This is a genomic window from Pararobbsia alpina (assembly GCF_965118125.1).
In the GTDB taxonomy this organism is placed as follows: domain Bacteria; phylum Pseudomonadota; class Gammaproteobacteria; order Burkholderiales; family Burkholderiaceae; genus Pararobbsia; species Pararobbsia alpina_A.
In genome coordinates, this window is sequence record NZ_OZ221288.1 from 327,039 (window position 1) to 349,566 (window position 22,528).

Annotated in this window: 16 protein-coding genes; 8 read left to right on the top strand and 8 right to left on the bottom strand. The window is 62.4% G+C overall.

Features of this window, described 5'->3' with window-relative positions; all coding sequences use genetic code 11:
• Nucleotides 1-211: 211 nt before the first annotated feature.
• The 4 genes from ACMFWR_RS19940 to ACMFWR_RS19955 form a co-directional block, all read right to left on the bottom strand.
• Nucleotides 212-1,792, bottom strand: a complete 1,581-nt coding sequence (locus ACMFWR_RS19940; RefSeq protein ID WP_413196421.1) for a cation:proton antiporter — start codon at nucleotides 1,790-1,792, stop codon at nucleotides 212-214.
• Nucleotides 1,793-1,928: 136 nt separating this feature from the next.
• Nucleotides 1,929-3,428 carry an efflux transporter outer membrane subunit gene (locus tag ACMFWR_RS19945; protein ID WP_413196422.1) on the bottom strand — a complete coding sequence of 500 codons (1,500 nt, stop codon included), beginning with the start codon at nucleotides 3,426-3,428 and terminating at the stop codon, nucleotides 1,929-1,931.
• A gap of 17 nt (nucleotides 3,429-3,445) precedes the next feature.
• Complete coding sequence (locus ACMFWR_RS19950) at nucleotides 3,446-5,032, bottom strand: MDR family MFS transporter (protein ID WP_413197297.1); 1,587 nt, start codon at nucleotides 5,030-5,032, stop codon at nucleotides 3,446-3,448.
• Nucleotides 5,022-6,149 carry an HlyD family secretion protein gene (locus ACMFWR_RS19955; RefSeq protein ID WP_413196423.1) on the bottom strand — a complete coding sequence of 376 codons (1,128 nt, stop codon included), beginning with the start codon at nucleotides 6,147-6,149 and terminating at the stop codon, nucleotides 5,022-5,024. The genes ACMFWR_RS19950 and ACMFWR_RS19955 overlap by 11 nt, the downstream gene beginning before the upstream one ends.
• 170 nt (nucleotides 6,150-6,319) lie before the next feature.
• On the opposite strand from ACMFWR_RS19955, the gene ACMFWR_RS19960 reads away from it, so the two are divergent.
• From ACMFWR_RS19960 to phbB, 4 genes are all read left to right on the top strand, one after another.
• Nucleotides 6,320-7,186, top strand: coding sequence for a CerR family C-terminal domain-containing protein (locus ACMFWR_RS19960; protein ID WP_413196424.1), 867 nt, complete (start codon nucleotides 6,320-6,322; stop codon nucleotides 7,184-7,186).
• A 313-nt stretch (nucleotides 7,187-7,499) separates the two neighbouring features.
• Nucleotides 7,500-8,561 carry a tetratricopeptide repeat protein gene (locus ACMFWR_RS19965; RefSeq protein WP_413196425.1) on the top strand — a complete coding sequence of 354 codons (1,062 nt, stop codon included), beginning with the start codon at nucleotides 7,500-7,502 and terminating at the stop codon, nucleotides 8,559-8,561.
• 41 nt (nucleotides 8,562-8,602) lie between these two features.
• The gene (locus tag ACMFWR_RS19970) at nucleotides 8,603-9,007 is read left to right on the top strand and encodes a hypothetical protein (protein WP_413197298.1); all 405 of its coding nucleotides are present in this window, start codon (nucleotides 8,603-8,605) and stop codon (nucleotides 9,005-9,007) included.
• Nucleotides 9,008-9,261: 254 nt separating this feature from the next.
• On the top strand, nucleotides 9,262-10,008 hold the full coding sequence (gene phbB, locus ACMFWR_RS19975) for an acetoacetyl-CoA reductase (protein WP_413196426.1): 747 nt from the start codon (nucleotides 9,262-9,264) through the stop codon (nucleotides 10,006-10,008).
• A 112-nt stretch (nucleotides 10,009-10,120) separates the two neighbouring features.
• On the opposite strand, the gene ACMFWR_RS19980 is transcribed toward phbB, so the two are convergent.
• From ACMFWR_RS19980 to ACMFWR_RS19990, 3 genes are all read right to left on the bottom strand, one after another.
• On the bottom strand, nucleotides 10,121-10,954 hold the full coding sequence (locus tag ACMFWR_RS19980) for a shikimate dehydrogenase family protein (RefSeq protein WP_413196427.1): 834 nt from the start codon (nucleotides 10,952-10,954) through the stop codon (nucleotides 10,121-10,123).
• Nucleotides 10,955-10,981: 27 nt separating this feature from the next.
• Nucleotides 10,982-12,346 (bottom strand): MFS transporter, encoded by a 1,365-nt coding sequence (locus tag ACMFWR_RS19985; protein WP_413196428.1) that lies wholly within the window; start codon nucleotides 12,344-12,346, stop codon nucleotides 10,982-10,984.
• Nucleotides 12,347-12,683: 337 nt separating this feature from the next.
• On the bottom strand, nucleotides 12,684-13,064 hold the full coding sequence (locus ACMFWR_RS19990) for a hypothetical protein (RefSeq protein ID WP_413196429.1): 381 nt from the start codon (nucleotides 13,062-13,064) through the stop codon (nucleotides 12,684-12,686).
• 601 nt (nucleotides 13,065-13,665) lie between these two features.
• Between ACMFWR_RS19990 and ACMFWR_RS19995 the strand changes: the two genes are divergently transcribed.
• The 3 genes from ACMFWR_RS19995 (at nucleotide 13,666) to nirD (ending at nucleotide 18,034) form a co-directional block, all read left to right on the top strand.
• Nucleotides 13,666-14,967, top strand: a complete 1,302-nt coding sequence (locus ACMFWR_RS19995; protein WP_413196430.1) for an MFS transporter — start codon at nucleotides 13,666-13,668, stop codon at nucleotides 14,965-14,967.
• 98 nt (nucleotides 14,968-15,065) lie between these two features.
• The gene (gene nirB, locus ACMFWR_RS20000; protein WP_413196431.1) at nucleotides 15,066-17,630 is read left to right on the top strand and encodes a nitrite reductase large subunit NirB; all 2,565 of its coding nucleotides are present in this window, start codon (nucleotides 15,066-15,068) and stop codon (nucleotides 17,628-17,630) included.
• 23 nt (nucleotides 17,631-17,653) lie between these two features.
• Nucleotides 17,654-18,034 carry a nitrite reductase small subunit NirD gene (nirD, locus tag ACMFWR_RS20005; RefSeq protein ID WP_413196432.1) on the top strand — a complete coding sequence of 127 codons (381 nt, stop codon included), beginning with the start codon at nucleotides 17,654-17,656 and terminating at the stop codon, nucleotides 18,032-18,034.
• Here the strand turns inward: nirD and ACMFWR_RS20010 are convergent.
• The gene (locus tag ACMFWR_RS20010; protein ID WP_413196433.1) at nucleotides 18,013-18,231 is read right to left on the bottom strand and encodes a hypothetical protein; all 219 of its coding nucleotides are present in this window, start codon (nucleotides 18,229-18,231) and stop codon (nucleotides 18,013-18,015) included. The two genes, nirD and ACMFWR_RS20010, sit on opposite strands and share 22 nt — an antisense overlap.
• Between ACMFWR_RS20010 and ACMFWR_RS20015 the strand changes: the two genes are divergently transcribed.
• A complete protein-coding gene (locus ACMFWR_RS20015) occupies nucleotides 18,230-22,372 on the top strand; it encodes a molybdopterin-dependent oxidoreductase (protein WP_413196434.1) in 4,143 nt (1,380 codons plus the stop codon). The genes ACMFWR_RS20010 and ACMFWR_RS20015 overlap by 2 nt on opposite strands.
• Nucleotides 22,373-22,528: the final 156 nt, after the last annotated feature.

The window sequence follows — 22,528 nt, forward strand, 5'->3', positions numbered from 1 at the left end:
TTTGAAGCGGCTGACGGAGCAGGCCACAGACGTCCTGTGGCGGGCTGGCGGACTCACGAACCGTCGGATGGCGACGGGTGGGTCCGGTCATGAACGCGCGGGCCTGTTCGGCAATTTTCCGGCTTTCAGCGCCGGAAGTACAGGGGCCTGATCCCTTGCCGAGGCGTGCTTGTTAGTCGCGGTTGTCAGCCGCCGTTGTTAGCCGTCGTTGTTAGCCCCGGTTGTGCCGTGCGGTAATTTCCTGAAGGTCGAGGTCGCGCTCCATCGTATGCATGATTTCATCGTGGAGCTCGCCGGCGCGGTGCAGGCGCAGCAATTCCTTGCGACCGGCGGCGATCGCCGCAAGCACCACGTCGTAGTGTGCCTCGCGTCGTTCCGTCGGAAAGGTCTCGAGCTCGCCCATGCTCTTCGACAGATTGGCGCGATAGCTGTACTGCTCGAAAAGCCGCGGATGGATCACGTTGCCGTCCGCATCGTGCACCAGCGGGTGGATGGCCGTGAACTGGGCCGCCTCGACGAGTGCCCAGGCCTGGGGCTCGGACAGGTGCCGGGCATTGCGCGTCGACGTGCGGTCCGGGCGGATCCACTCAATCACGGTCTCGATCGTGGCGCCCTGACCAACGACGGTCACGACAATGACGGCAAATGAAGCGACGAGGATCAGGTCCCGGCCCGGCATCGAATCGGGCAGGCCAAGCGCAACGGCGAGCGTGACGACGCCGCGCATGCCGGCCCAGCCGAGTATGGTGGTGGCGCGCCAGTCGATCCGGGCGGGCTCGCCGCGCAGGCGCCGCACCAGCGAAGTGATGCCTTCGATGCCGAATACGAACAGGAAGCGGGACACGATGACGGCGAGCACGACCGCGATCACTGCGGGTAGCAGGTCCGTGAAGCCACCGTGCGCGCCGAGCCGGGCAACGACTCCGCGCAACGACAGGCCGATCAGGATGAAGACGAGCGCTTCGAGCAGAAACACCATGACGGCCCAGAACGAGCTGCCGCGCAACCGTACCGTCGCCGAGAACACTTCATGCTGATACCAGCCGACGGCGAGACCGCACGTCACCGTCGAGATCACGGCGGACACGCCGACGAGGTCCGCCACAATGTAGCTGATCCACGAGGTCAGCAGGGTCGTCGTAATGACGAGAAAATCGTCTTCGAGAAAGCGCAGCGCCTTGATCATCACGTAGCTGACGAGCGCACCGACGACGACACCGCCGATCGCGAGCAGGGTAAAGCTCATTACCGCATGCGATGCACTGAACGCGCCCGTGAGTGCTGCGGTGACGGCAAAGCGCACGAGCACGAGTCCTGCCGCGTCATTGAGCAGACTTTCACCCTCGAGCAGCACAGTCAGGCGGCGCGGCAGCGAGAGTCGCTCGAGCACGGCCTTCGCCGCAACTGCGTCCGGCGGCGACACAATTGCACCGAGCGCGAAGCACGCAGCCCAGGGCAAGGCCGGTACAAACCAGTGAAGGACGAGGCCGACGCACAGCGTCGTAAAGACCACCGCGCCGACGGCCAGCGTCAGGATCGAGCTCAGGTTGTTGCGCAGATCGTCCCAGACGGAAAAATACGCACCGCTCATCAGCAACGGCGGCAGAAACACAATCAGGACGAGGTCGGGGTCGAGCGCGACGGGCGGCAGCCCGGGCACAAAGGCGAGGGCGATACCGCCGAGCAGCAGGGCAGCCGCAGGCGGGAAATGCAGTCGCGTCGCGAGCAACTGCAGGCCCACCATGGCGACGAGCGAGATCAGAATAAGCTGGAAGGCGGCAACAGAGGACATGGCTTACAGTCGGCTTGGGAAACCCGACTATAGCGGCTCGACCTGACCGTTGTCAGGTCGTCTTTCAGTGCGGCGGCAAATCCGCCACATGCATCAGCCGCCGCGAATCCGCCATCGCGTCACAACCCGAACGCGTTCAGCCCGCAGGCATCCATCCAAGGCCCAGCGCCTTCTGCAACGAGACGTAGTCCTTGATCAGGGCCGCATCGCCCGAGATCCGGTTTTGCTCGGCCGAATAACGCGTGCGCTCCGCATCGAGCCAGTCCAGCGCGGTCGACACGCCGGCCTGATAGCGCTGGCGAGTCAATTGAGCCGTATGCGATGCCGACGACTCGACCGTACGCAGGCTGTAGACGTTTTCGCGCTGATGACCGTAGCGTGACAGCGCCACATCGGCGTCGCGCAGCGCGCCGAGCACCGCGCTTTGGTACTGCGCTTCAGCCTCGTCGCGCGATGCATTGGCCTGATCGACACGTGCTTTGACGCGGCCGAAATCGAGCGCGTTCCACTGCAGGTACGGAATGCCGACCCACGAGAAGTTGTCCTTGCGCATCAGGTGGCCCGGATCAGCAGCCGTGAAGCCTAGGTCGCCGAACAGCGTGAGCTTTGGGAACCAGTCGGCTTCGCGTTCGCCGATCTGCGCGTTCTGTGCCGCGAGCTTGCGTTCCGCAGACCGGATGTCCGGGCGTTGACGCATCAGCGCGGCCGGGTCGCCGATGGCCACCGTTTCGGGTAGCACGGGCAACGGGGCCACCGGATTCAGCTCGGCATCGAGCGCACCGGGTTCGCGGCCGGTCAGCAGGGCGAGCTGGTCGAGCGACTCGGTGATTTGCGCGTCAAGCGGCAGCAGATCCGACTTTGTCGTTTCGACTTGCGTACGAATGCGTTCGACGTCGAGATCCGATGCGACGCCGCGTGCACGGCGCTGGCGCGTCAGATCGAGCATCTGCGCTTCGAGGTCAGCCGATTTGCGAACGAGATCGAGGCGTTGCTGCTGATCGCGCAGGTCGATATAGGCCTGCGCGACTTCGGCGGCGAGCTGCACGTGTGCGTCGGCGAGGTCGGCTTCGGTCGCATCCGACTGAGCTGATGCCGCTTCGATCGCGCGCCGGGTGCCGCCAAACAGATCGATTTCCCAGCTGGCGTCGAAGCCGATTTCATACAGATCGACCGGTCCGCGACCCGTGGACCCCGATGAACCTGACGAGCCACCCGAGTTGTTCGAGTTGCTCTGAAGGATCGACGTATCGGGCGCACGCACGCGAATGTCGGCAGCACTCGCCGACGCCTTGGGCAAGGCATCGCGCTGTTGTTCCTGCAAGCCTGCGCGCGATTCGCGCAAGCGAGCCTGAGCGGCATGAATGGTCGGGCTCTGTTCAAGCGCTTCTTCGATCAGGTGCGTGAGCTCCGGGTCGTGCAACGTGATCCACCACTGCGAGACCGCGGGTGTCGTTGCCATGCCGGTGGCCGGCGTGCGCACGAACGATGCGGCGTGCGTGGCATCGCTGGCCACTTCCGGGGCGCCGTGATAGTCGGGGCCGACCGTGCACCCGGCGACCATCAAGGCGGCTGCCGCGGCAATGGCGCAACGCTGCGCGAGCGCCGGACGAATAAACAAGCTGGACGTGGACGTCATAAGGACTTCATCGACAATCAGTGACCCGCCGAGGGCGTGCCAGCCGACGGTCTCTTGAGAAGGAAGGCGAGGGGGACGCACAGCGCAAGCGCGATGCCGAGCACGTAGAAGGTCTCGGAATACGTCATGACGATCGCCTGAACATCGATTTGCGCGGCGAGCTGCCCCAGGGCCTGAAGCTTGGCGAAGGCGGCGTCGCCATGGCTCGCGAAGAAGCCGGCGGCGCTTGCCTGGATATGTTCCTGCCCGATCGCGCTATTCGCGGTCACCGATTCGCGAATGATCTGATCGTGGAACGTCGTGCGGCGATCGATAAACGTACCGATCAGAGCAAGACCGACCGAACCGCCGAGATTGCGCGCCATGTTGTAGAGCCCGGCCGCATCGCCGGCTTCCTGCTTCGACACGGCGGCCATCGACGCCTGGTTCAGCGGCATCATCGCGAGCACCTGACCGACACCGCGCAGCAGCTGCGAGGCGAAGAAGTCATGCCCGACGCTTTGGGCGGTCAACGCGATATCGGCCATGCAGCTGGCGGTAAAGCACGCGAGCCCCGCGATGACCAGAATCCGGGAGTCGATCTTCCCGATCACGCGCGGCAGGATCGGCATCATGATGAACGCCGGCACACCGGAGACAAGCATCACGGCGCCTGACTGTTCCGCGTTGTATCCGGCCACCGTGCTCAGGAACTGCGGCAGCAGGTACGCGATGCCGTACAGGCCTGCGCCGACCGTGAACACGATCATGATCACGCTCGCGTAGCTCTTGTTCTTGAGCAACGAGAGCCGCACGATCGGCCGCTTTGCGGTGAATTGCGCAATCAGCAGCACCGCGATGCCGCACGCGGCGACGACACTGAGCCAGACGATCATCGACGATTCGAACCAGCGTTCGCGCTGGCCTTCTTCGAGCACGACCGTCAGGCAACTCAGGCCGGCCGTCAGGCCGACGATGCCGAGCCAGTCCGCATTGACGAACTGATGCAGGTCGACGTGATCGCGTTTAAGCCCGAACAGCAGCAGGCCGATCAGCGCGATCGAAACGGGCAGGTTCAGAAAGAAGCACCAGCTCCAGTCGATATTCTCGGCGAGCCATCCGCCGACGACCGGGCCCAGCAGCGGGCCGAGCAGCACGATCAGCCCGAACATCGTCATGCCGATCGGCATCTGGTGCCGCGGCAACCGCGTGGCTACGATGGTTTGTGCGGTCGGGATCATCGCACCACCTGCAAAGCCCTGGCCAATGCGACCAATGACCATTTGCGGCAGGCTGTGCGAGAACCCGCACATCATCGAAAACAGGGTGAACAGCAGCGTGTTCGTGATCAGGAAGTTGCGCAACCCGAACACGCGCGTGAGCCACGCTGTCAGCGGAATCATGACGATTTCCGACATCAGGTAGCCCGTCGAGATCCATGTGCCTTCGGTGCCGGCGGCGCCAATCTGCCCCTGGATCTGCGGGAGCGCCGAGTTCGTGATCGAGATATCGAGGGTCGCGAGCAAGGCGCCGAGCGAACCGGCCGCGACGGCGATCCAGTCTGCCGCGGTGGCGTTGGGCGGATGGGCAGGCGCCGCCTGCGCGTTGGCCACACTAGCCACGATGCTGATCGCCTTCGTTGGCTGCGGTGGCGTCGCGGCCGCTGCGCGTGTCGATCTTCACGGTGACCGACAGGCCGGGCATCAGGCGGGCACGCACTGCGTCGCTTGCATCGACACGGATGCGCACGGGCACGCGCTGCACGATCTTCGTGAAGTTGCCGGTGGCGTTCTGCGGCGGCAGCAGCGCGAACTGAGCGCCGGTGCCGGGCGAGAAGCTGTCGACGGTGCCATGCAGGTCTTCACCCGACAGCGCATCGACGTGGATCGTCGCGGGCTGGCCCGGACGCATCAGGCCCAGCTGCGTTTCCTTGAAGTTGGCTTCAAGGTAGATGTCCTGGACCGGCACGATCGTCATAAGCCGGGTCCCCGGCTGTGCGTACTGACCGACGCGCACGGCACGGTCGCCGACGCGGCCGGCGATCGTGCTGCGCACGATGGTGTCGTCGAGATCGAGCCTGGCCTGACTTGCATTGGCGACGGCGGCGGCGAGTTGCGCGCGCGCCTGAAGCACTTGCGCTTGCGTGGTCGGGATCTGCTTTTGCGCCGAGTCGAGCGCGGCCTGATCGGCCGCAAGCGTTGCCGCAGCTTGCTTGCGCGTATTGCGCAGCTCGGCAATGCGCTCGTCGGTTTCGGCGCCCGTCACCGCGAGTGGGGCATACCGCGAGACTTGTTCGCTGGCATAGGCATCGCTCGCCCTGGCGCCTTCGACTTGCGCGCGCGCCTGGGCGATATTGGCCTGTTGCTGCGCCAGTTCGGCTTCGGCGCGTGCGATATCGGCCTTGCGGGCGGCGATGGTCGCGCTCGCCTGATCGAGGCTCACCTGATATTGACGCGGGTCGAGACGCACGAGCGGTTGACCGACGCTAACGGTTTGGTTGTCGCCGACATACACTTCAGCGATGTAGCCCGAGATTTTAGGGGCGGCGGTCACGCTGTCGGCCTGCAGATAGGCGTCGTCGGTGGATTCGATAAAGCGTCCGACCGTCCACCAGTGCACGCCCCAGGCGATGGCGCCAAGGGCTGCAACGGCGCCGATGCCAAGCAGCACGGCCTTGCGGTTCGAACGTTTGGCCGGCGCGGCGAGGCTGCCTGCGTCGCCGGCGGGTGCGGTTGCGGACATGAACACGAACTCCAGATTTTTTCCAATTGGCAGAATTATTCCAGTTGGAAAACTTCTGTCAACTGTTATATTTGTACGGACTTTCAATACGGATTGATTTGGCGATGAATCGCACGTCACGGCCCAGGCACTCGGCAGAAGGTGGATATCAACGTGGAGAGGAGACGCGCTTGCGGATCATCTCCGCGGCGATACGGCTATTCGGCGATCTGGGATTCGACGGCGCGTCGACGCGGGACATCGCGGCGAGCGCAGGTGTCAACGCACCGGCGCTCCAGTACTACTTCGACAACAAGGAAGGGGTGTACGCCGCGTGCCTGCGCCACATCATCGATCGCGTCTGGACGGAGATCGAAGCGCCGGTCCGCGCTGCCGAACGCGCGCTTGAAGCCGAGCGTTGCGAAGATGAGACGCTCGTCGAAGCGTATCTGGCGATTCAGGATCGCACGGTCGAGTTCATGTTCCAGTCACGCGAGGCGGACGAGTGGCGTCTGTTCATGGCGCGCGAGCAGGCCGGCCTCGGTCCGGGCACGGGCTTCAATATCCTCAACGAGCGGGCGAACCGCTGCATCGTGCATGCGAAGTCCTCAATCGTCGGCCGCTTGCTCGGGCTCGAACACGACAATGAAGAGACGCTGCTGCGCACGATGGCGCTCGGCGGCTCGGCACACGTGTTTCACGTTATGCGGCTCGCCGCGTTCAAGACGCTCGGGTGGGAAGACGTGAACGGCGAGCGTCTCGACAAGATCCGCCGCGTGGTGCGTCTGCAAACCACACAACTGCTGCATGCGATGATCGCCGAGCGTGACGAACGGCTCGGTGCGAAGCAACGCGGGGCGAAGAAAGTCGTGACGCCGGTGTCTTCGGTCGCTACCGCGCCTTCCACGTCTTCCGTCGGTTCTGCGCCTTCCACGCCTTCCATGGCTTCCAACCCTTCCGCTACGCCTACGCCTACGCCTTCGGTCCGCAAGCGCGTGTCGAACATGGGCGAAGCGCGCGCCTCGAAGCGGCGCCAACGCACGGAAGACGCCGCGTAAGTACGGACAACGTCGCGTAAGCACGGACCACGTCGCCTGGGGCACCGAAGCCGCCGGGTACATACCGACGTGGCCGACCCATGCAGCGGTTTCGCCGCGGCTCTCGCGGCTTCGGTCGTCGCCACGCAGGTCTCATGCCTTAAATCTCCAGTCGCATCTCCTTATCCGCCGGGCGTTCAGAAATTTCCGAACGCCTAGCGCTTTTGCGCGCCCGATTTAAAAATTCAATGCGTCTCAAAAAAGTATTTTGTACGCAACATAATTAGTATTCATCCCTGTTGTTGCGGTAGTTCTTTGCCGAAAGGGAGGCTTTATGAGGACGGAAGTAGGTTTGTCGAAACGGCGGTGGGCGGGATTTATTGAGGAATCCGTGATGATGCGCTGCGCGCTCTTCAATATGGATGACGAAGACGAGGAGGACGAGGACGGCGAGTTCGACGATTCGGTCGAATGCGCGGGTGGGCAGGACGATGAGGAAGACGACTACGAAGTCGGCGACGAACGTGAAAAACACGATGCTCTCCTTCGTCCGTTCGGCCTGTTCGAGTTGTCGCCCGAGGCCGGTATTGTGGGCTGGCAGTGGATCAACGATCTGTTGACCTGCATTCGCAATCGCATTGAGGAACCACAAGGCGAAGGGATTCGGAGTTTGCGTGCAAAGATCGAGTCGCTCCGTTGCGACAGTGCACGTGACCTCGCCGCGCACGCAATGGCGTCAGCGGTGGCTGAATACGCGTTGGGAGAGCATGAGGGACTCGCGGCACGCGTCGACAACGCTCGTGCCATGCACGACGACGCCTTCATGGCGGTGGGGGCGATGATGATTGCAATCGGAACCGGCGAGTTGACTGCCGCGCGTGCGCTGGCGCGTGACGCAGTAAGCCGTTATCCGAACGACGCCACGGTGTTGCGGCAAGCCGGTTATGTGTATCAAGCTGTGTGCGAGTTTCGCGAAGCAATCGAGGTGTTATCCACGCTGTTCGATATCGCGGAACGCTCGGGCGCGTCATGGCACCAGAAGATGAACCTTGCTTCCGAGATCGAGGAAATCGGTGAGTTCCTCGAGAGGGCAGAGGAGCGCGGAGTTGATGAACCTGTTTTTGCTCAGGCGATAGAGCTTGCCGTTTCGCTCGCTCGTGAGCAAGGTCATAAAATCCTGGGCGTGGATGTACGGTCCCTCGGAGAGGAGTCGGAGGGAATCGAAATCCAGATTGATGCGCTCACGGATAAGCGCCGGCCCCTTTACCACGCGCTCGTCAAGGAATACAGGCATCGCTGCGGTGACGAGGCATACCGACTCTTGCTATTTACGTACGAGTCGTACCATTTTCAGTCGGTCTCGACCGTTGCCGATACGGATAAAGGAGGTCTGTAATGTCCGTACATGCATCAGCGTTTCTTGATTCGGCCCGGGCGATGATCAAGTCGGGCGCGGAGATCAATTGTCGCAACTGTATTAGTCGCGCTTACTATGCGACATTCCACGTTGCCCGTCCGCTCGCAAGAAAGTTTGGAAGTTCGTGGTCGGGGGATCTGCAAGGAGGGGCGCATGAGCGTGTTATCTGTCGGCTCGAGCGCGAAGGCAATCCTTCAGCAGTTCAGTGGATTGGCGCCGAACTCCGAAAACTCAAAGGGCTACGCGTGGAAGCCGACTATCGCCTAAGTGCACACGTCACTCGGTTGAAAGCTAATTCTGCCGTGGACGCAGCGCGTCAGATATGCGAATTGGTCGACGAGATATCAAACGGCCGGACGCGCGCTCGAGGAGCCCTAAAACGTCGCCGCAAAGCTAAGACGGAAAAGCGTTCACACGGTCGTTGAGCATCGATATGCCCGTTGAATGCGCTTGTCGTTGAGTGTGAAGTCAATGGGTGTGACCGGTCCTGAATGATCGGATCTTTCCGTTCAGATGCCCCTTCGGCCAACTATAGTGATAGCAGTTCAGCCGCCGGTGAGCCGTGTCGAAAGGTGTCGTGGCGTGCGCGTGCAGCAAATGCGCGCTTCCGCGTCTTTCGATACGGGTCGCCGCCGACGGCTACGTAAGTTCTCTGTCACGAGTACATCGGAGGAAGAACATGGCGCAGCGACGTGTAGCGTTCATTACCGGCGGGATGGGTGGTCTGGGTGCGGCTATCTCGAGAAAATTGTGCGATGCGGGGATTGAGGTTGCGATATCGCACTCCGGAAAGAACGACCATGTTGCAACGTGGCTTTCAACTGAGAAGGAAGCAGGGCGCCATTTCCAGGCCTATGAACTCGATGTGACAGCGTTCGATTCTTGCCAGCGTTGCGCGCAGCGCGTGCAAGGCGACTATGGACCGATCGACATTCTGATCAACAACGCCGGCATCACGCGCGATTCAACGTTTCTCAAGATGTCACCGACCGACTGGGATGCCGTCATTCGTACCGATCTCGATGCGCTGTTCAACATGACCAAGCCTTTCGTGACCGATATGGTCGAACGTGGGTTTGGCCGTATCGTCAATATCGGTTCGGTGAATGGATCACGCGGCGCATTCGGACAAACGAATTATTCGGCGGCCAAAGCCGGCATTCACGGGTTTACGAAAGCGCTCGCGCTTGAACTCGCGAAGTTCGGTGTGACCGTCAACACGGTTTCGCCGGGATACCTTGCGACCGCGATGACGGAGTCTGTACCCGAAGACGTCATGCAGAAAAGAATCCTTCCGCAGATTCCTGTAGGGCGACTTGGACGTCCCGACGAAGTCGCGGCACTGGTTCATTTCCTGTGCTCGGAGGACGCAGGATTTATCACCGGTGCAGACCTCGCGATCAACGGCGGTATGCATATGCATTGAGTCACCGACCGGGGCCCATACCGATGCGCCGTCGCCTTGATCGTGACGCAGTAGCGACTCAATAGCGATTCAGTAGCGACCAATCTCCACTGAGCAGCGAGCCTGCATCGGATCAATACTCGATCTGCGCCACCGCTCGGAGTTCTTCCGGTGTCGTCGTCCCGAACCCGAAGAACTCGAGATACGCCGGAATCATTTCAAACAGCATGTCGGTGCCGACCTGGACCGTGCAGCCCTTCTTCTTGGCCGCACGCAGCATCGGCGTGAATTCGGCTTTCATCACGACTTCGCCGACAAAGGTCGACGGGGCGATGCGATCGATGTCGAAGGGCAGCGGGTCGTCTTCATTCATGCCGAGCGGCGTCGCGTTGACGATGATGTCGTACCCGGCCGGGTCTTTCGATCCGGTGCGCACGACAAGCGACGGATAGTGTTTGCGCAGGCGATCAGCCAGACCCTGCACAGCGAGCGTATTCGTATCGCACAAGGCGATTTCACCCGCGCCGGCTGCGGCAAGCGATGCGGCGATTGCCGAGCCGACACCGCCGCTACCGAGCACTAACGCGCGAGCATCGCGAATCGGCCGACCTTTACGCTCGACCCCTCGCACGAACCCCGCGCCATCGAACTGATCGCCAAGCAGCGAGCCATCGGCACGTTTGAGAATCGCATTGCAGGCTCCCGCGATACTCGCCGTCGGCGTCACTTCGTCGACAAGGCTCATCGTCGTGACCTTGTGCGGCATGGTGATCAGCGCGCCGCGGATATTCGTGAGGCGGAACAGCGATTCGAGGAACATCGGGTAATCGTCGGACAGCACCCCCATCGGTACGACGACCGCATTGATCTCGTTCTTGTCGAACCAGGGGTTATAGATCATCGGCGACTTGAAAGTACTCGTCGGGTAGCCGACATGGGCGATGAGCTGCGTGTTGCCGTTGATCATGATGTTCTCGTTCCAGACTGGGGTGCTTCACTCGGCGATCTCGACGCGTCGCACGTCTCCGACAATAAAGATATAGGACAGGGCGCCGATCAATGCAGCCGCGGCAACGTAGGCGAGCGCATAAAAGAACGAACCGGTCGCCGCGACAATAAAGCCGATCACGAGCGGCGTAATAATCCCGGCCAGATTCGCGCAGAAATTGAAAAGACCGCCGGTCAGACCCATCAGGTTCTTCGGCGCGATATCCGAAATCAGGGTCCAGCCGAGGCCGACCATCCCTTGGCCAAAGAAAGCGACCGAGAGAATGGCGATGACCGTCGTATCGCTTTGAACGTAGTTGGCCGCGATGATGGTCGAGGCGCCGAGCAGGCCGACGATGATCGGCAGCTTGCGCGCAATGTTGGCCGAGCCCGTGCGCTTGAGCAGCACGTCGGACACCCAGCCGCCAAACATGACGCCAACGGCGGCTGCGAGAAACGGCATGATCGCGAAGAAGCCGACCTTGAGCCAGCCCATATGACGTTCGGTCGCGAGATAGGTCGGAAACCAGGTCAGGAAGAACACGAGCGTCGTGTTGCCGGCGAACTGACCGAGGCACGCGCCGGAAATCTGACGCAGGCGCATCAGCTTTCCGACATTGGCCCACGAGAACTTCAGCGTTTCGCGTCCGCCCGGGGGCTCGAGACCGCCACCTTCGGCGATGTAGTCGAGCTCGGCCCGATTGACCCGGCGCGAGTGATGCGGCTCGCGGTAGACGAGCCACCAGACGATGGCGAACACAATGCCGACGGCGCCGACGACGAAGAACGGTGCGCGCCAGCCGAACGTCGCGACCAGCCAGAAGATCGACGGTGCAAAGCAGGCCAGCCCGAGATATTCGCCGACGGTATAGATCCCCGTCGCACGCGCACGTTCCTGTTGAGGAAACCACGTCGCAACCACGCGACTATTGGTCGGGAAGCACGGCGCCTCGCTGATCCCGAGGCCGAACCGGAACAGCAACAGTGACTTGAGACCGACCGCGAAGCCTTGCAGCAACGTAAAGAACGACCAGAACGTCAGCGCGAGAAAATACGTGACCTTGCTCCCGAATCGATCGAGAAACACACCGCCGGGGACCTGCACGAGTGCATAGGTCCAGGAAAACGCCGAGAACACCACGCCCATGACCGCGGCGCCGATGCCGAGATCTTTGGTCATCGCGGGCGCGGCGATGCCGAGCACGGTGCGATCGAGGTAATTGATCATCGTGCAGATCGCGAGGAGCGCGAGCACGACGAAGCGCACATGCGTGCGCTTGCGGGCGCCACTGAGTGTGGTGGACGCTGAGCTTTGCGATTCGTCGGTTTCGAGCGACAGATCGGCGGCGTGTCGATGGGGGAAGAAATGCATGCCTGTCTCCGGACTCTTGGAATGTCGCGCCGCGGAAGAGTGTTCGCAGGCGTCAGTGCGTCAGTGAATCAGACGCTTGCGACGGCGCATGGCCTCGTGCGAGGCGATGGCCCAAGAGTAGGCGTGCTGGAGAAGCGGGGCAATATCAGGCGAGCGGTTTTCGCATGTCGATGCGCGAAAGGCGTTCGCTACCGTGCGATAGTCGCTCGAAATTCGGGTTATCGCTGATCAGCGTGGAAGGGCGCCGCGATGGATTCAGGATCCGCGGATAGGCTGTCGCGGGAGCGGATGCACGAGCACAACGGCTTCGCCGTCGGCGACCGCAAGCGGTTCGTATTTATTGACGCGGGCGACGAACGACGCACGATGACCGGGATGCCGGGCGATGCACCGACAATGCGGCCATGCGTGCGTCCGAATGCGCGCAGTGCGAGACGCGCTCGTCGCCGGTGCCGTAGTCGAGATAGTGCGCGACCAGACCGGCGGCCTGCGAACGCGACGACGCATCGAGCTGACGCTTGAGCAGCAGGAGGAAATGCCGGAGATCGTCGGCGCCGTAGCGCGACGTGAATTCGCCGACGATCGCAAGCAGCGTCGCGAGCAGCCCCTGGTCGGGCGCCTGTTCGGCGAGCCGCGTGCGCGCCCGCTCGAGTTCGTATTCGTACTGATCTTCGCAGCGGTGCAATGCACTTGCACCAATCAGAATGTTCTTTTGCATGATAAGTCGTGCCACATCGTTGAAGTCAGGGCGATCGTGGTATGCCAAACTGAAATCGCATACCGGTCGCCTGTCGTTTGCAAACCGTCCCCGGTCGTGTCGGGGGAGTGCAGTCGATCCGTCTCCGTGCGATCACGAAGGACCGCACAATCTCACAGATACGTTGCGCGCGCAGTGCGTCACGTGTGTGACACGCGCGACGGGCGAGACAGCACGTTGTGTGCCTTCATCTGATACGCATGGCTATGGCTTTCAATTCGACTTCGCGCTAAAGCGCGCCGCTAAGGCACCTTCCCTGTGCACTCTTCCCGCACGCCCGGAGTGCTGCGTCGCACCAGCCATGTGCCGCTGCGATTCATATTGGTTTGCCGCCCCCTCCGGCTGACGGCCCGTCTATTGACCCGCTAAGCCTTATCCATCAAGGGTTTCGGGGCATTCGATGTCGCATGGCACACCTCTTGCCTTAAGGACCGTACGCGCATCAACGGCGATGCGTCCGCAGCAAAACACCCTTCGATACTTTTGGACAACGGCGTCCCCTGAGCATGGTCTACCGACCCGGCTTGCGGGACGCCGTGTTCGTTTACTACGGGCAACTGACATGACTGACAAAGCGACGTCCATTGACCTGCTAAGCGCTCGCGGTCCTGCGATGCGCGCGTTCCATATGGCCTGGCTCGCGTTTTTCGTGTGCTTCTTTGCATGGTTTGCCTGTGCGCCGTTGATGCCGCTGATCAAGCAGGAGTTCAAGCTCACGGCCGATCAAGTCGCGAATATCAACATCGCCGCCGTCGCGATCACGATTCTTGTGCGTGTGCTGGTCGGCCCGCTGTGCGACCGGTTCGGCCCGCGCAAGGTGTACGTCGGTCTGTTGTTGCTGGGCACGTTGCCGCTCGTCGGCGCAGCGCTCTCGCAAAGCTATTTGCCGTTTCTGCTGTGCCGTCTCGCGATCGGTGCGGTCGGTGCGAGCTTTGTGATCACGCAGTACCACACGTCCGTGATGTTCGCGAGCAAGGTGGTCGGCGCGGCGAATGCAACGAGTGCCGGGTTCGGCAATGCAGGCGCAGGTGCAGCGCAGTTGCTTGTGCCCGTGATGCTCGCAGCGATCGTCGGATGGGGCGCAACGAGCGCAGTCGCATGGCGTCTGACGTTGCTCGTGCCCGCCGTTGCGATGCCCGTTATTGCGTTCTTCTACTGGCGCCTCACGCAAGACTGCCCGCAAGGCAACTTCTCCGAACTGCGCGCGCAAGGCGTCACCATCGAAAGCGGCAAGAAGGGCGGATGGCACAGCCTCGCACTTGCGGCCCGCAACTATCGCGTGTGGATGCTCTTCGTCACGTACGGCGCGTGCTTCGGTGTCGAAGTCTTTATTCACAACATCGCCGCGCTGTACTACGTCGAGCATTTCCACGCGACGCTTGCGTTCGCCGGTGTGGCAGCGGGTTGCTTCGGATTGCTGGCCATCTTTGCGCGGCCGCTTGGCGGCATTGTCTCCGACTGGCTGTCGGCACGTCGTGGCCTGTCGGCCCGTATTGCCCTGTTGTTCTTCCTGATCGCCGCTGAAGGCGCCGGCCTGCTGGTGTTCGCGCATGCGAACGATGCCGTCGGTGCGTTTGCCGCGATGCTCGGTTTCGGCCTGATGACCCATATGGCGTGCGGTGCGACGTACGCGATCGTGCCGTTCGTCGACCGCAAGGCGCTCGGCGGGGTGGCCGGCATCGTCGGCGCCGGCGGCAACACGGGTGCGGTGGCTGCGGGGTTCCTGTTCAAGGGCATGGGCGACCTGCATCAAGCCCTCGTCATGCTCGCCGTCATCGTCATGCTCAGCGCGATCTGCGCACTGGCCGTGCGCTTGTCGACCGAAGCGGTTGCCAGCGACGCTGCGCTGCCCGCGGCGAACTGAATCTGACTAAGTTACGTATTGACGTATTGCAGCGGCGAAACACATCGTCACCTGCGGCGTATTGAAGAGCGGCAACACCGCGCAAAGGAATGAGAGCCATGAAGATTATCGTGATCGGCCACGGCATGGTGGGCCACAAGTTTCTCGAGTGCCTCGTTGAAGAGCAACACGAAGGACAACACGAAGCCCTCGATGTGACCGTGCTCTGCGAGGAGCCGCGTGCGGCCTACGATCGCGTGCATCTGACGGAATTCTTCTCCGGCAAGACGGCCGACGACCTCTCATTGGTCGAGCCGGGCTTCTTCGATCGTGACGGTATCGCTTTGCAGCTCAATGCGCGCGCCGTGTCGATCGATCGCGCGGCGAAGACGGTGCTCGTATCGACCGGCGAGACGCTCGCGTACGACAAGCTCGTGATCGCGACCGGCTCGTATCCGTTCGTGCCGCCGGTGCCGGGCAAGGACCGCGCCGATTGCTTCGTGTATCGCACGATCGAGGATCTCGAGGCGATGACCGAATGTGGTGCACGCTCGAAGACGGGGGTGGTGGTCGGCGGCGGCCTGCTCGGACTCGAAGCCGCGAAGGCCCTGCGCGACCTCGGACTCGAGACGCACGTCGTCGAATTCGCACCGCGCCTGATGGCCGTGCAGGTCGATGAGGGTGGAGGCCGCGTGCTGCGCGCCAAGATCGAACAACTCGGCGTGACGGTGCATACGCAGAAGAACACGCTCGAGATCGTCGACGGCGAGGCGGGCACGCACCGGATGCGCTTTGCCGATGGCAGCCATCTCGATGCCGACATGATCGTGTTTTCGGCGGGCATCCGGCCGCGCGATGACATTGCGCGTGCATCGGGTCTCGACGTCGGCCCGCGCGGTGGCATTGTGATCGACGACCTGTGCCGCACCAACGACGCCGATATCTATGCGATCGGGGAGTGCGCGCTCTGGAAAGGCCAGGTGTTTGGTCTGGTCGCACCGGGCTATGACATGGCACGCATCGTCGCGCGATCGCTGGCGGACGAGACGACCGCAGACAGGACATTCACCGGCGCCGACATGAGCACGAAGCTCAAGCTGATGGGTGTCGATGTCGCGAGTTTTGGCGACGCGCATGGGGCGACGGCGAACAGCCGCACTTACCAATTCAACGACGACCGCAAGCAAGTTTACAAAAAGCTCGTCGTGTCCGACTGCGGCAAGTACCTGCTCGGCGGCGTGATGGTCGGCGATGCCGGCGAGTACGGCACGCTGCTGCAGATGATGCTGAATCGCATCGAGCTGCCCGAGTCGCCCGAGTTCCTGATCCTGCCGCAAGCCGACGGCAAGGCGAAGCCTGCCCTGGGCGTTGAAGCGTTGCCGGCTTCGGCACAGATCTGCTCGTGTAACAACGTCTCGAAGGGCGCGATCTGCGCTTCCGTGTGCGCGGGCGCGACGTCGATCGGCGACGTGAAGCAGGCCACCAAGGCCGGCACCGCGTGCGGCGGATGCGTGCCGCTCGTGACGCAAGTCATGAAGGCCGAGATGAAGAAGCAGGGTCTCGCGGTCAACAACCATCTCTGCGAGCACTTCAAGTTTTCGCGTCAGGAGCTTTATCACCTGATCCGCGTCGAGCAGATCAAGACGTTTGCCGAACTGCTCGATCGTCATGGTCACGGCCTCGGCTGTGACATCTGCAAGCCGACCGTCGCCAGCATCCTTGCATCGTGCTGGAACGAATTCGTGCTCAAGAAGGAGCACGCAAGCCTGCAGGACTCGAACGACTATTTTCTCGCCAATATCCAGCGCGACGGCACGTACTCGGTCGTGCCGCGCATGCCGGGCGGCGAGGTGACGGCGGACGGTCTGATCGCCGTGGGCCAGGTCGCGAAGAAATATGGCCTCTACACGAAGATCACGGGTGGTCAGCGCGTCGACCTGTTCGGTGCGCGCGTCGAGCAACTGCCTTCGATCTGGGAAGAGCTGATCGCAGCCGGATTCGAATCGGGCCACGCATACGGCAAGTCGCTGCGCACCGTGAAGTCGTGCGTCGGCTCGACGTGGTGCCGCTATGGCGTCGACGATTCGGTGGGCCTCGCCGTCGAACTCGAGAATCGTTACAAGGGTCTGCGCACGCCGCACAAGATCAAGTTTGGCGTGTCGGGTTGCACGCGCGAATGTGCCGAAGCGCAGGGCAAGGACGTGGGCGTGATCGCGACCGAAAAGGGCTGGAACCTCTACGTCTGCGGCAACGGCGGCATGAAGCCCCGTCATGCCGAACTCATCGCGTCGGACCTCGATCGCGCGACGTTGATCCGCTACATCGACCGCTTCCTGATGTTCTATGTGCGCACCGCCGACCGCCTTCAACGCACGAGCGTCTGGCGCGACAACCTCGAAGGCGGGCTTGAGTACCTGATTGACGTCGTGATCGGCGACAAGCTCGGCGTGGCCGCCGAACTCGAAACCGAGATGCAGCACGTCGTCGACACCTACGAATGCGAATGGAAGCGCGCAGTGACCGATCCCGAAACACGCAAGCGGTTCCGTCACTTCGTCAACAGCGAGCGCGCCGACGAGCATGTGTCGTTCGTGCCCGCACGCGGCCAGATCCGGCCCGCGACGCCCGAAGAACGCAGCACGCGCAAGCTCGTATCGATTCCCGTCGTTGCCGAACCCGTCTGATTCTTGCCCACGCAGAGGTCATCATGAACGCGAACCCTCAGTTTCTTGAAGCATTCGAACCCACCGTTTCTGCTGCCGTGGCATGGACGCCCGTGTGCGCGCTCGACGATATCGTGCCGAACACCGGCGTGTGTGCGCTCGTCGACGACGTGCATGTCGCGATCTTTCGCATCGAGCAAGGCGATGCCGGTGTTTTCGCCATCGAGAACTATGACCCGGCCTCGCATGCATCGGTGTTGTCGCGTGGCCTGATCGGCAGTCTGGGCGAGCGCCTCGTCGTCGCGTCGCCAATCTACAAGCACCACTTCGATCTGCGCACGGGCGAATGCCTCGAAGCGCCGGACAAGTCGGTCAATGCGTTTGCCACGCGTGTCGAAGACGGTCAGATCTGGATCTCGCGTTGAACGACGTGTCGACCGGCCGGATTGAGCCGGTGTGAGCCGAGTTGTTGAATCACGCATGCCTGCAAGACGATGACGAGCACGACCCTTTTATCCGTTTCTGCTGCTCCCGCGAAGCCCCATGCCGCCGGCGCGGGGTCGGCCGCGGGCACGCGTACCGTGAAGACGGCGTGCCCGTATTGCGGGGTCGGCTGCGGCATGGTGCTGCATGTCGAGAACGATCAGGTCGTCAAGATCTCGGGCGACAAGGAGCATCCGACGAACTATGGCCGGCTCTGCACCAAAGGCCAATCCGCGCACGTCGCACTGCGCAATGCGGGCCGGCTCGAGTCGGCATTCGAGCGCAAGACGCGCGATCAGGATCCCGTGCCGCTGCCGATGGTCCAGGCGATCTCCGACACCGCACGACGTCTGCGCAGCATTCTGGACACGCACGGTCCCGACGCGCTGTCGTTTTACGTCTCCGGTCAGATGTCGATCGAGGCGCAGTACCTGATCAACAAGCTCGCCAAAGGCTTTGTCGGCACCAATCAGATCGAGTCGAATTCGCGCCTGTGCATGGCCAGTGCGGGCAGCGGCTACAAGCTGTCGCTGGGCGCGGACGGACCGCCGGGATCGTACGAAGACTTCGACAAGGCCAACCTGTTCCTGGTGACCGGCGCGAATATGGCCGACTGCCATCCGATCCTGTTTCTGCGGATGATGGATCGCGTCAAGGCGGGTGCGCGTCTGATCGTGGTCGATCCGCGTCGCACGGCGACGGCCGACAAGGCCGATCTTTTCCTTCAAATTCGTTCCGGGACCGATCTTGCGCTACTCAACGGCTTGCTCTATCTGCTGCATGCGAACGGCAAGGTCGACGAGGCCTTTGTGGCGTCGTTCACCGAAGGCTGGGACGACATGCCGTCGTTTCTCGCGGACTACACGCCGGATCGCGTCGCGCGGATTACCGGTCTTGTTGAAGCGGACATCGTGCAGGCCGCTGAGTGGATCGGCGAAGCACCGGAGTGGATGAGCTGCTGGACGATGGGGCTCAACCAGAGCACCCACGGCACGTGGAATACGAACGCGATCTGCAATCTGCATCTCGCTACGGGCAAGATCTGTCGTCCGGGCAGTGGCCCGTTTTCGCTGACGGGCCAGCCCAATGCGATGGGCGGGCGCGAGATGGGCTACATGGGTCCGGGCCTGCCCGGGCAACGTTCGGTGCTCGTCGATGCGGATCGTGCATATGTCGAGCGCGAATGGGGTATCGAGGCGGGGACGCTGCGTACGACCGTCGGCGGCGGCACGATCGATATGTTCGAGCGCATGGCGGCCGGCGAGATCAAGGCGTGCTGGGTGATTTGCACCAATCCTGTTGCGAGCGTCGCGAATCGACAAACCGTGATTTCGGCGCTCCAGGCCGCCGAGTTTGTCGTGACGCAGGATGCCTTTCTCGATACCGAGACCAACCGCTACGCCGATGTGTTACTACCGGGCGCACTCTGGGCCGAAGGCGAGGGCGTGATGATCAACTCGGAGCGCAATCTGACGCTGATGCGTCAGGCCATCGAGCCGCCCGGCGACGCGATGCCCGATTGGGAGATCATCGCGCGCGTTGCGTGCGAGATGGGTTATGCGCACGCGTTTTCGTATGCGTCGGCCGAAGACGTGTTTGCCGAAATCACGCGGTTCTCGAATGAGAAGACGGGCTATGACCTCAGCGGTGCAAGTCATGCACGGCTGAGAGAGAACCCGATTCAGTGGCCATGCGCCAAAGACAATGCGCACGACCGCAATGCGATTCGCTATCTGAACAATGGCGTGAGCCAGACATTGCGCACGCATGATGATGGACACGTTCCGCGTCTGTCGTTTCCGACCCCGGGCGGGAAGGCGATGTTTTTCGCGCGGCCGCACGTCGAGCCGGCCGAAATGCCGGACGCGGACTTCCCGTTCGTGCTCAACACCGGCCGCTTGCAGCATCAATGGCACACGATGACCAAGACGGGCAAGGTCGCGATGCTCAACAAGCTCAACCCGGAGCCGTTTGTCGAGGTGCATCCGGAGGATGCCGCCGCACTGGGTATCGCGAACAAAGACCGTGTCGAGGTGCGTTCGCGGCGCGGTCGCGCGGTGCTGCCGGCGGTCGTGACCGACCGGGTGCGACCGGGCAGCGCATTCGCGCCGATGCACTGGAACGACGTATTCGGCGATGAGCTGTGTATCAACGCTGTGACGAGCGATGCGATTGACGCGATTTCTCAACAGCCGGAATTGAAGGTCTGCGCCGTCGCGCTGACGCGTGTGCACACGATCGTGCCGACCCATCACGTGGCGCCTGCCACGGACGCCGAGGGTAGTCTTATGCCTCAGATCGAAACGCTGAGCCGCTTGTTGTCACTGCCTGCCGCTGCACCGCCTGTGCTGAGTGCCGAGCAGAGCACGTATCTCGCCGGGTTTGTCGCGGGCCTGGGTTCGTCGCCGTCGCCTTCGTCGGCAACCGGCGTTCCGGTGCTTCCTGCGCACGCTCCATTTGTGGGCGAAACACGTCTCTGGGTCGACGGCCTGCTGGCTGGCCTGTATAGCCGCACGACGTTGCCCGCGCAAGGCGGTGTCGTTGCCGGAGGGACGTCTTCATTGTCCGCGGACCCCGAAGCCGTGGGTTCATCCGCATTGGCGTCAACGTCTTCAACATCGTCGATGTCATCGACGTCATCCGTGCAGATCGTCCACTCACGCCCCAAAGTCGTACTGCTTTGGGCATCGCAGACAGGCAACGTCGAATCGCTGACCGAAGCCTTCGCGATGAAGCTGATGGACTCGGGCTTCGAAATCCGCGTGACGTGCATGGCCGACTTCACGATCGCGGCGCTGGCCAAGGCGCAATACGTGATGCTGATGACGAGCACGTTCGGTGACGGCGACGCGCCGGACAACGGGCAGGCCTTCTGGGACGCGTTGAACGCGCCGGATGCACCGCGTCTCGAGTCGCTGCGTTATGGCGTGCTGGCCTTTGGTGATTCGAACTATGACCAGTTCTGCGGCCATGGCCGCAAGCTCGATGCACGTCTGGCCGAACTGGGCGCGAAGCGCTTGCTCGACCGGGTCGATTGCGACACGGAGTTTCAGGAACCCGCGGAAGCCTGGCTCGATCGAGTGACCGTCCGCGTGAAGGAAGAGGACGCGGCGCTGCATGCCGTCGACGACGGCATGATCCCCGCCGTCATGCCGGGCGCCATGGCCACCAAGGCGCGCCCCGCGCCGTCACGCGTGCTCGTGAACACGCGGCTCAACGAGGATGGCGCGGTCAAGGACACGCGGTACGTGTCGCTCGAGGCAAAGGATGCTGGCCTCGAATACGAGGTCGGCGACGCACTTGGCGTGTGGCCGACCAATTGCCCGGAACTCGTCGATGAATTGCTCGATGTCGCCGGGCTCGACGGCGGTTCGCCGGTTCATGTGCCCGGCGCGGGCGAGATGAGCTTTTCCGAGGCGCTGCGTCATCACTACGAAATCGCGAGACCGAGCCATGAGGCGCTCGCACTGATCGCGGATCGAAGCCGCGATGAGGGGCTCAAGTCCTTGCTCGACGACGAGCGCAAGGGCGATCTCAAGCAGTGGCTGTGGGGACAGCAGCTTGCCGATGTGCTGCATGAATATCCGGCGGCATTGAGCGCGACTGAGCTGATGGGGTCCCTGCGCCGGATGCAGCCGCGCCTGTATTCGATCGCGTCGAGTCCCAAAGCGCACGCGGGCGAAGTTCACCTGACCGTGTCGGCGGTGCGTTACAACAATGGTCGCCGATCGCGTAAAGGCGTGGCCTCGACGTTCCTGGCGGATCGGGCGGGCGATATTGAAGTCCCGGTGTTCGTCCAGAAGTCCGCGCATTTCCGCCCACCGCATCATAGCGATACACCGATGCTGATGGTGGGGCCGGGCACGGGCGTCGCTCCATTCAGGGCGTTCCTGCATGAGCGCCGTGCGCGCGGACATCGCGGGCGCAACTGGCTGTTCTTCGGTGAACAGCATGCGGCGACCGATTTCTACTACCGCGACGAAATCGAGGGCATGCAGAGCGACGGCCTGTTGAGCCGCCTCGATCTGGCGTTCTCGCGTGACCAGCACGAGAAGATCTACGTGCAGGACCGCATGCGCGAGCAGGGCGCCGATATCTGGGCCTGGCTCGAAGAGGGCGCGCATTTCTATGTGTGCGGCGATGCGTCCCGTATGGCCAAGGACGTCGACGCGGAACTCAAGGCACTCGTCTCACGTCACGGCGGCATGTCGGCCGACAAGGCCAGCGAATACGTCGCGAAAATGGCGAAAGACAAGCGGTATGTCCGCGATGTGTATTGAGCGCGGAAGAGCGTGCGGACGAACAGAATGCAACGGCACGGTCGAGGTGAGCGGGCAGGCGAAGCGACCGAGTGCCATGACGAGCGGCAATCGAGGGTGGAAATCCGCTAGCGCATCCTCTCGGGCGCATGTCAGTGCACGACGTTTTTCATAATG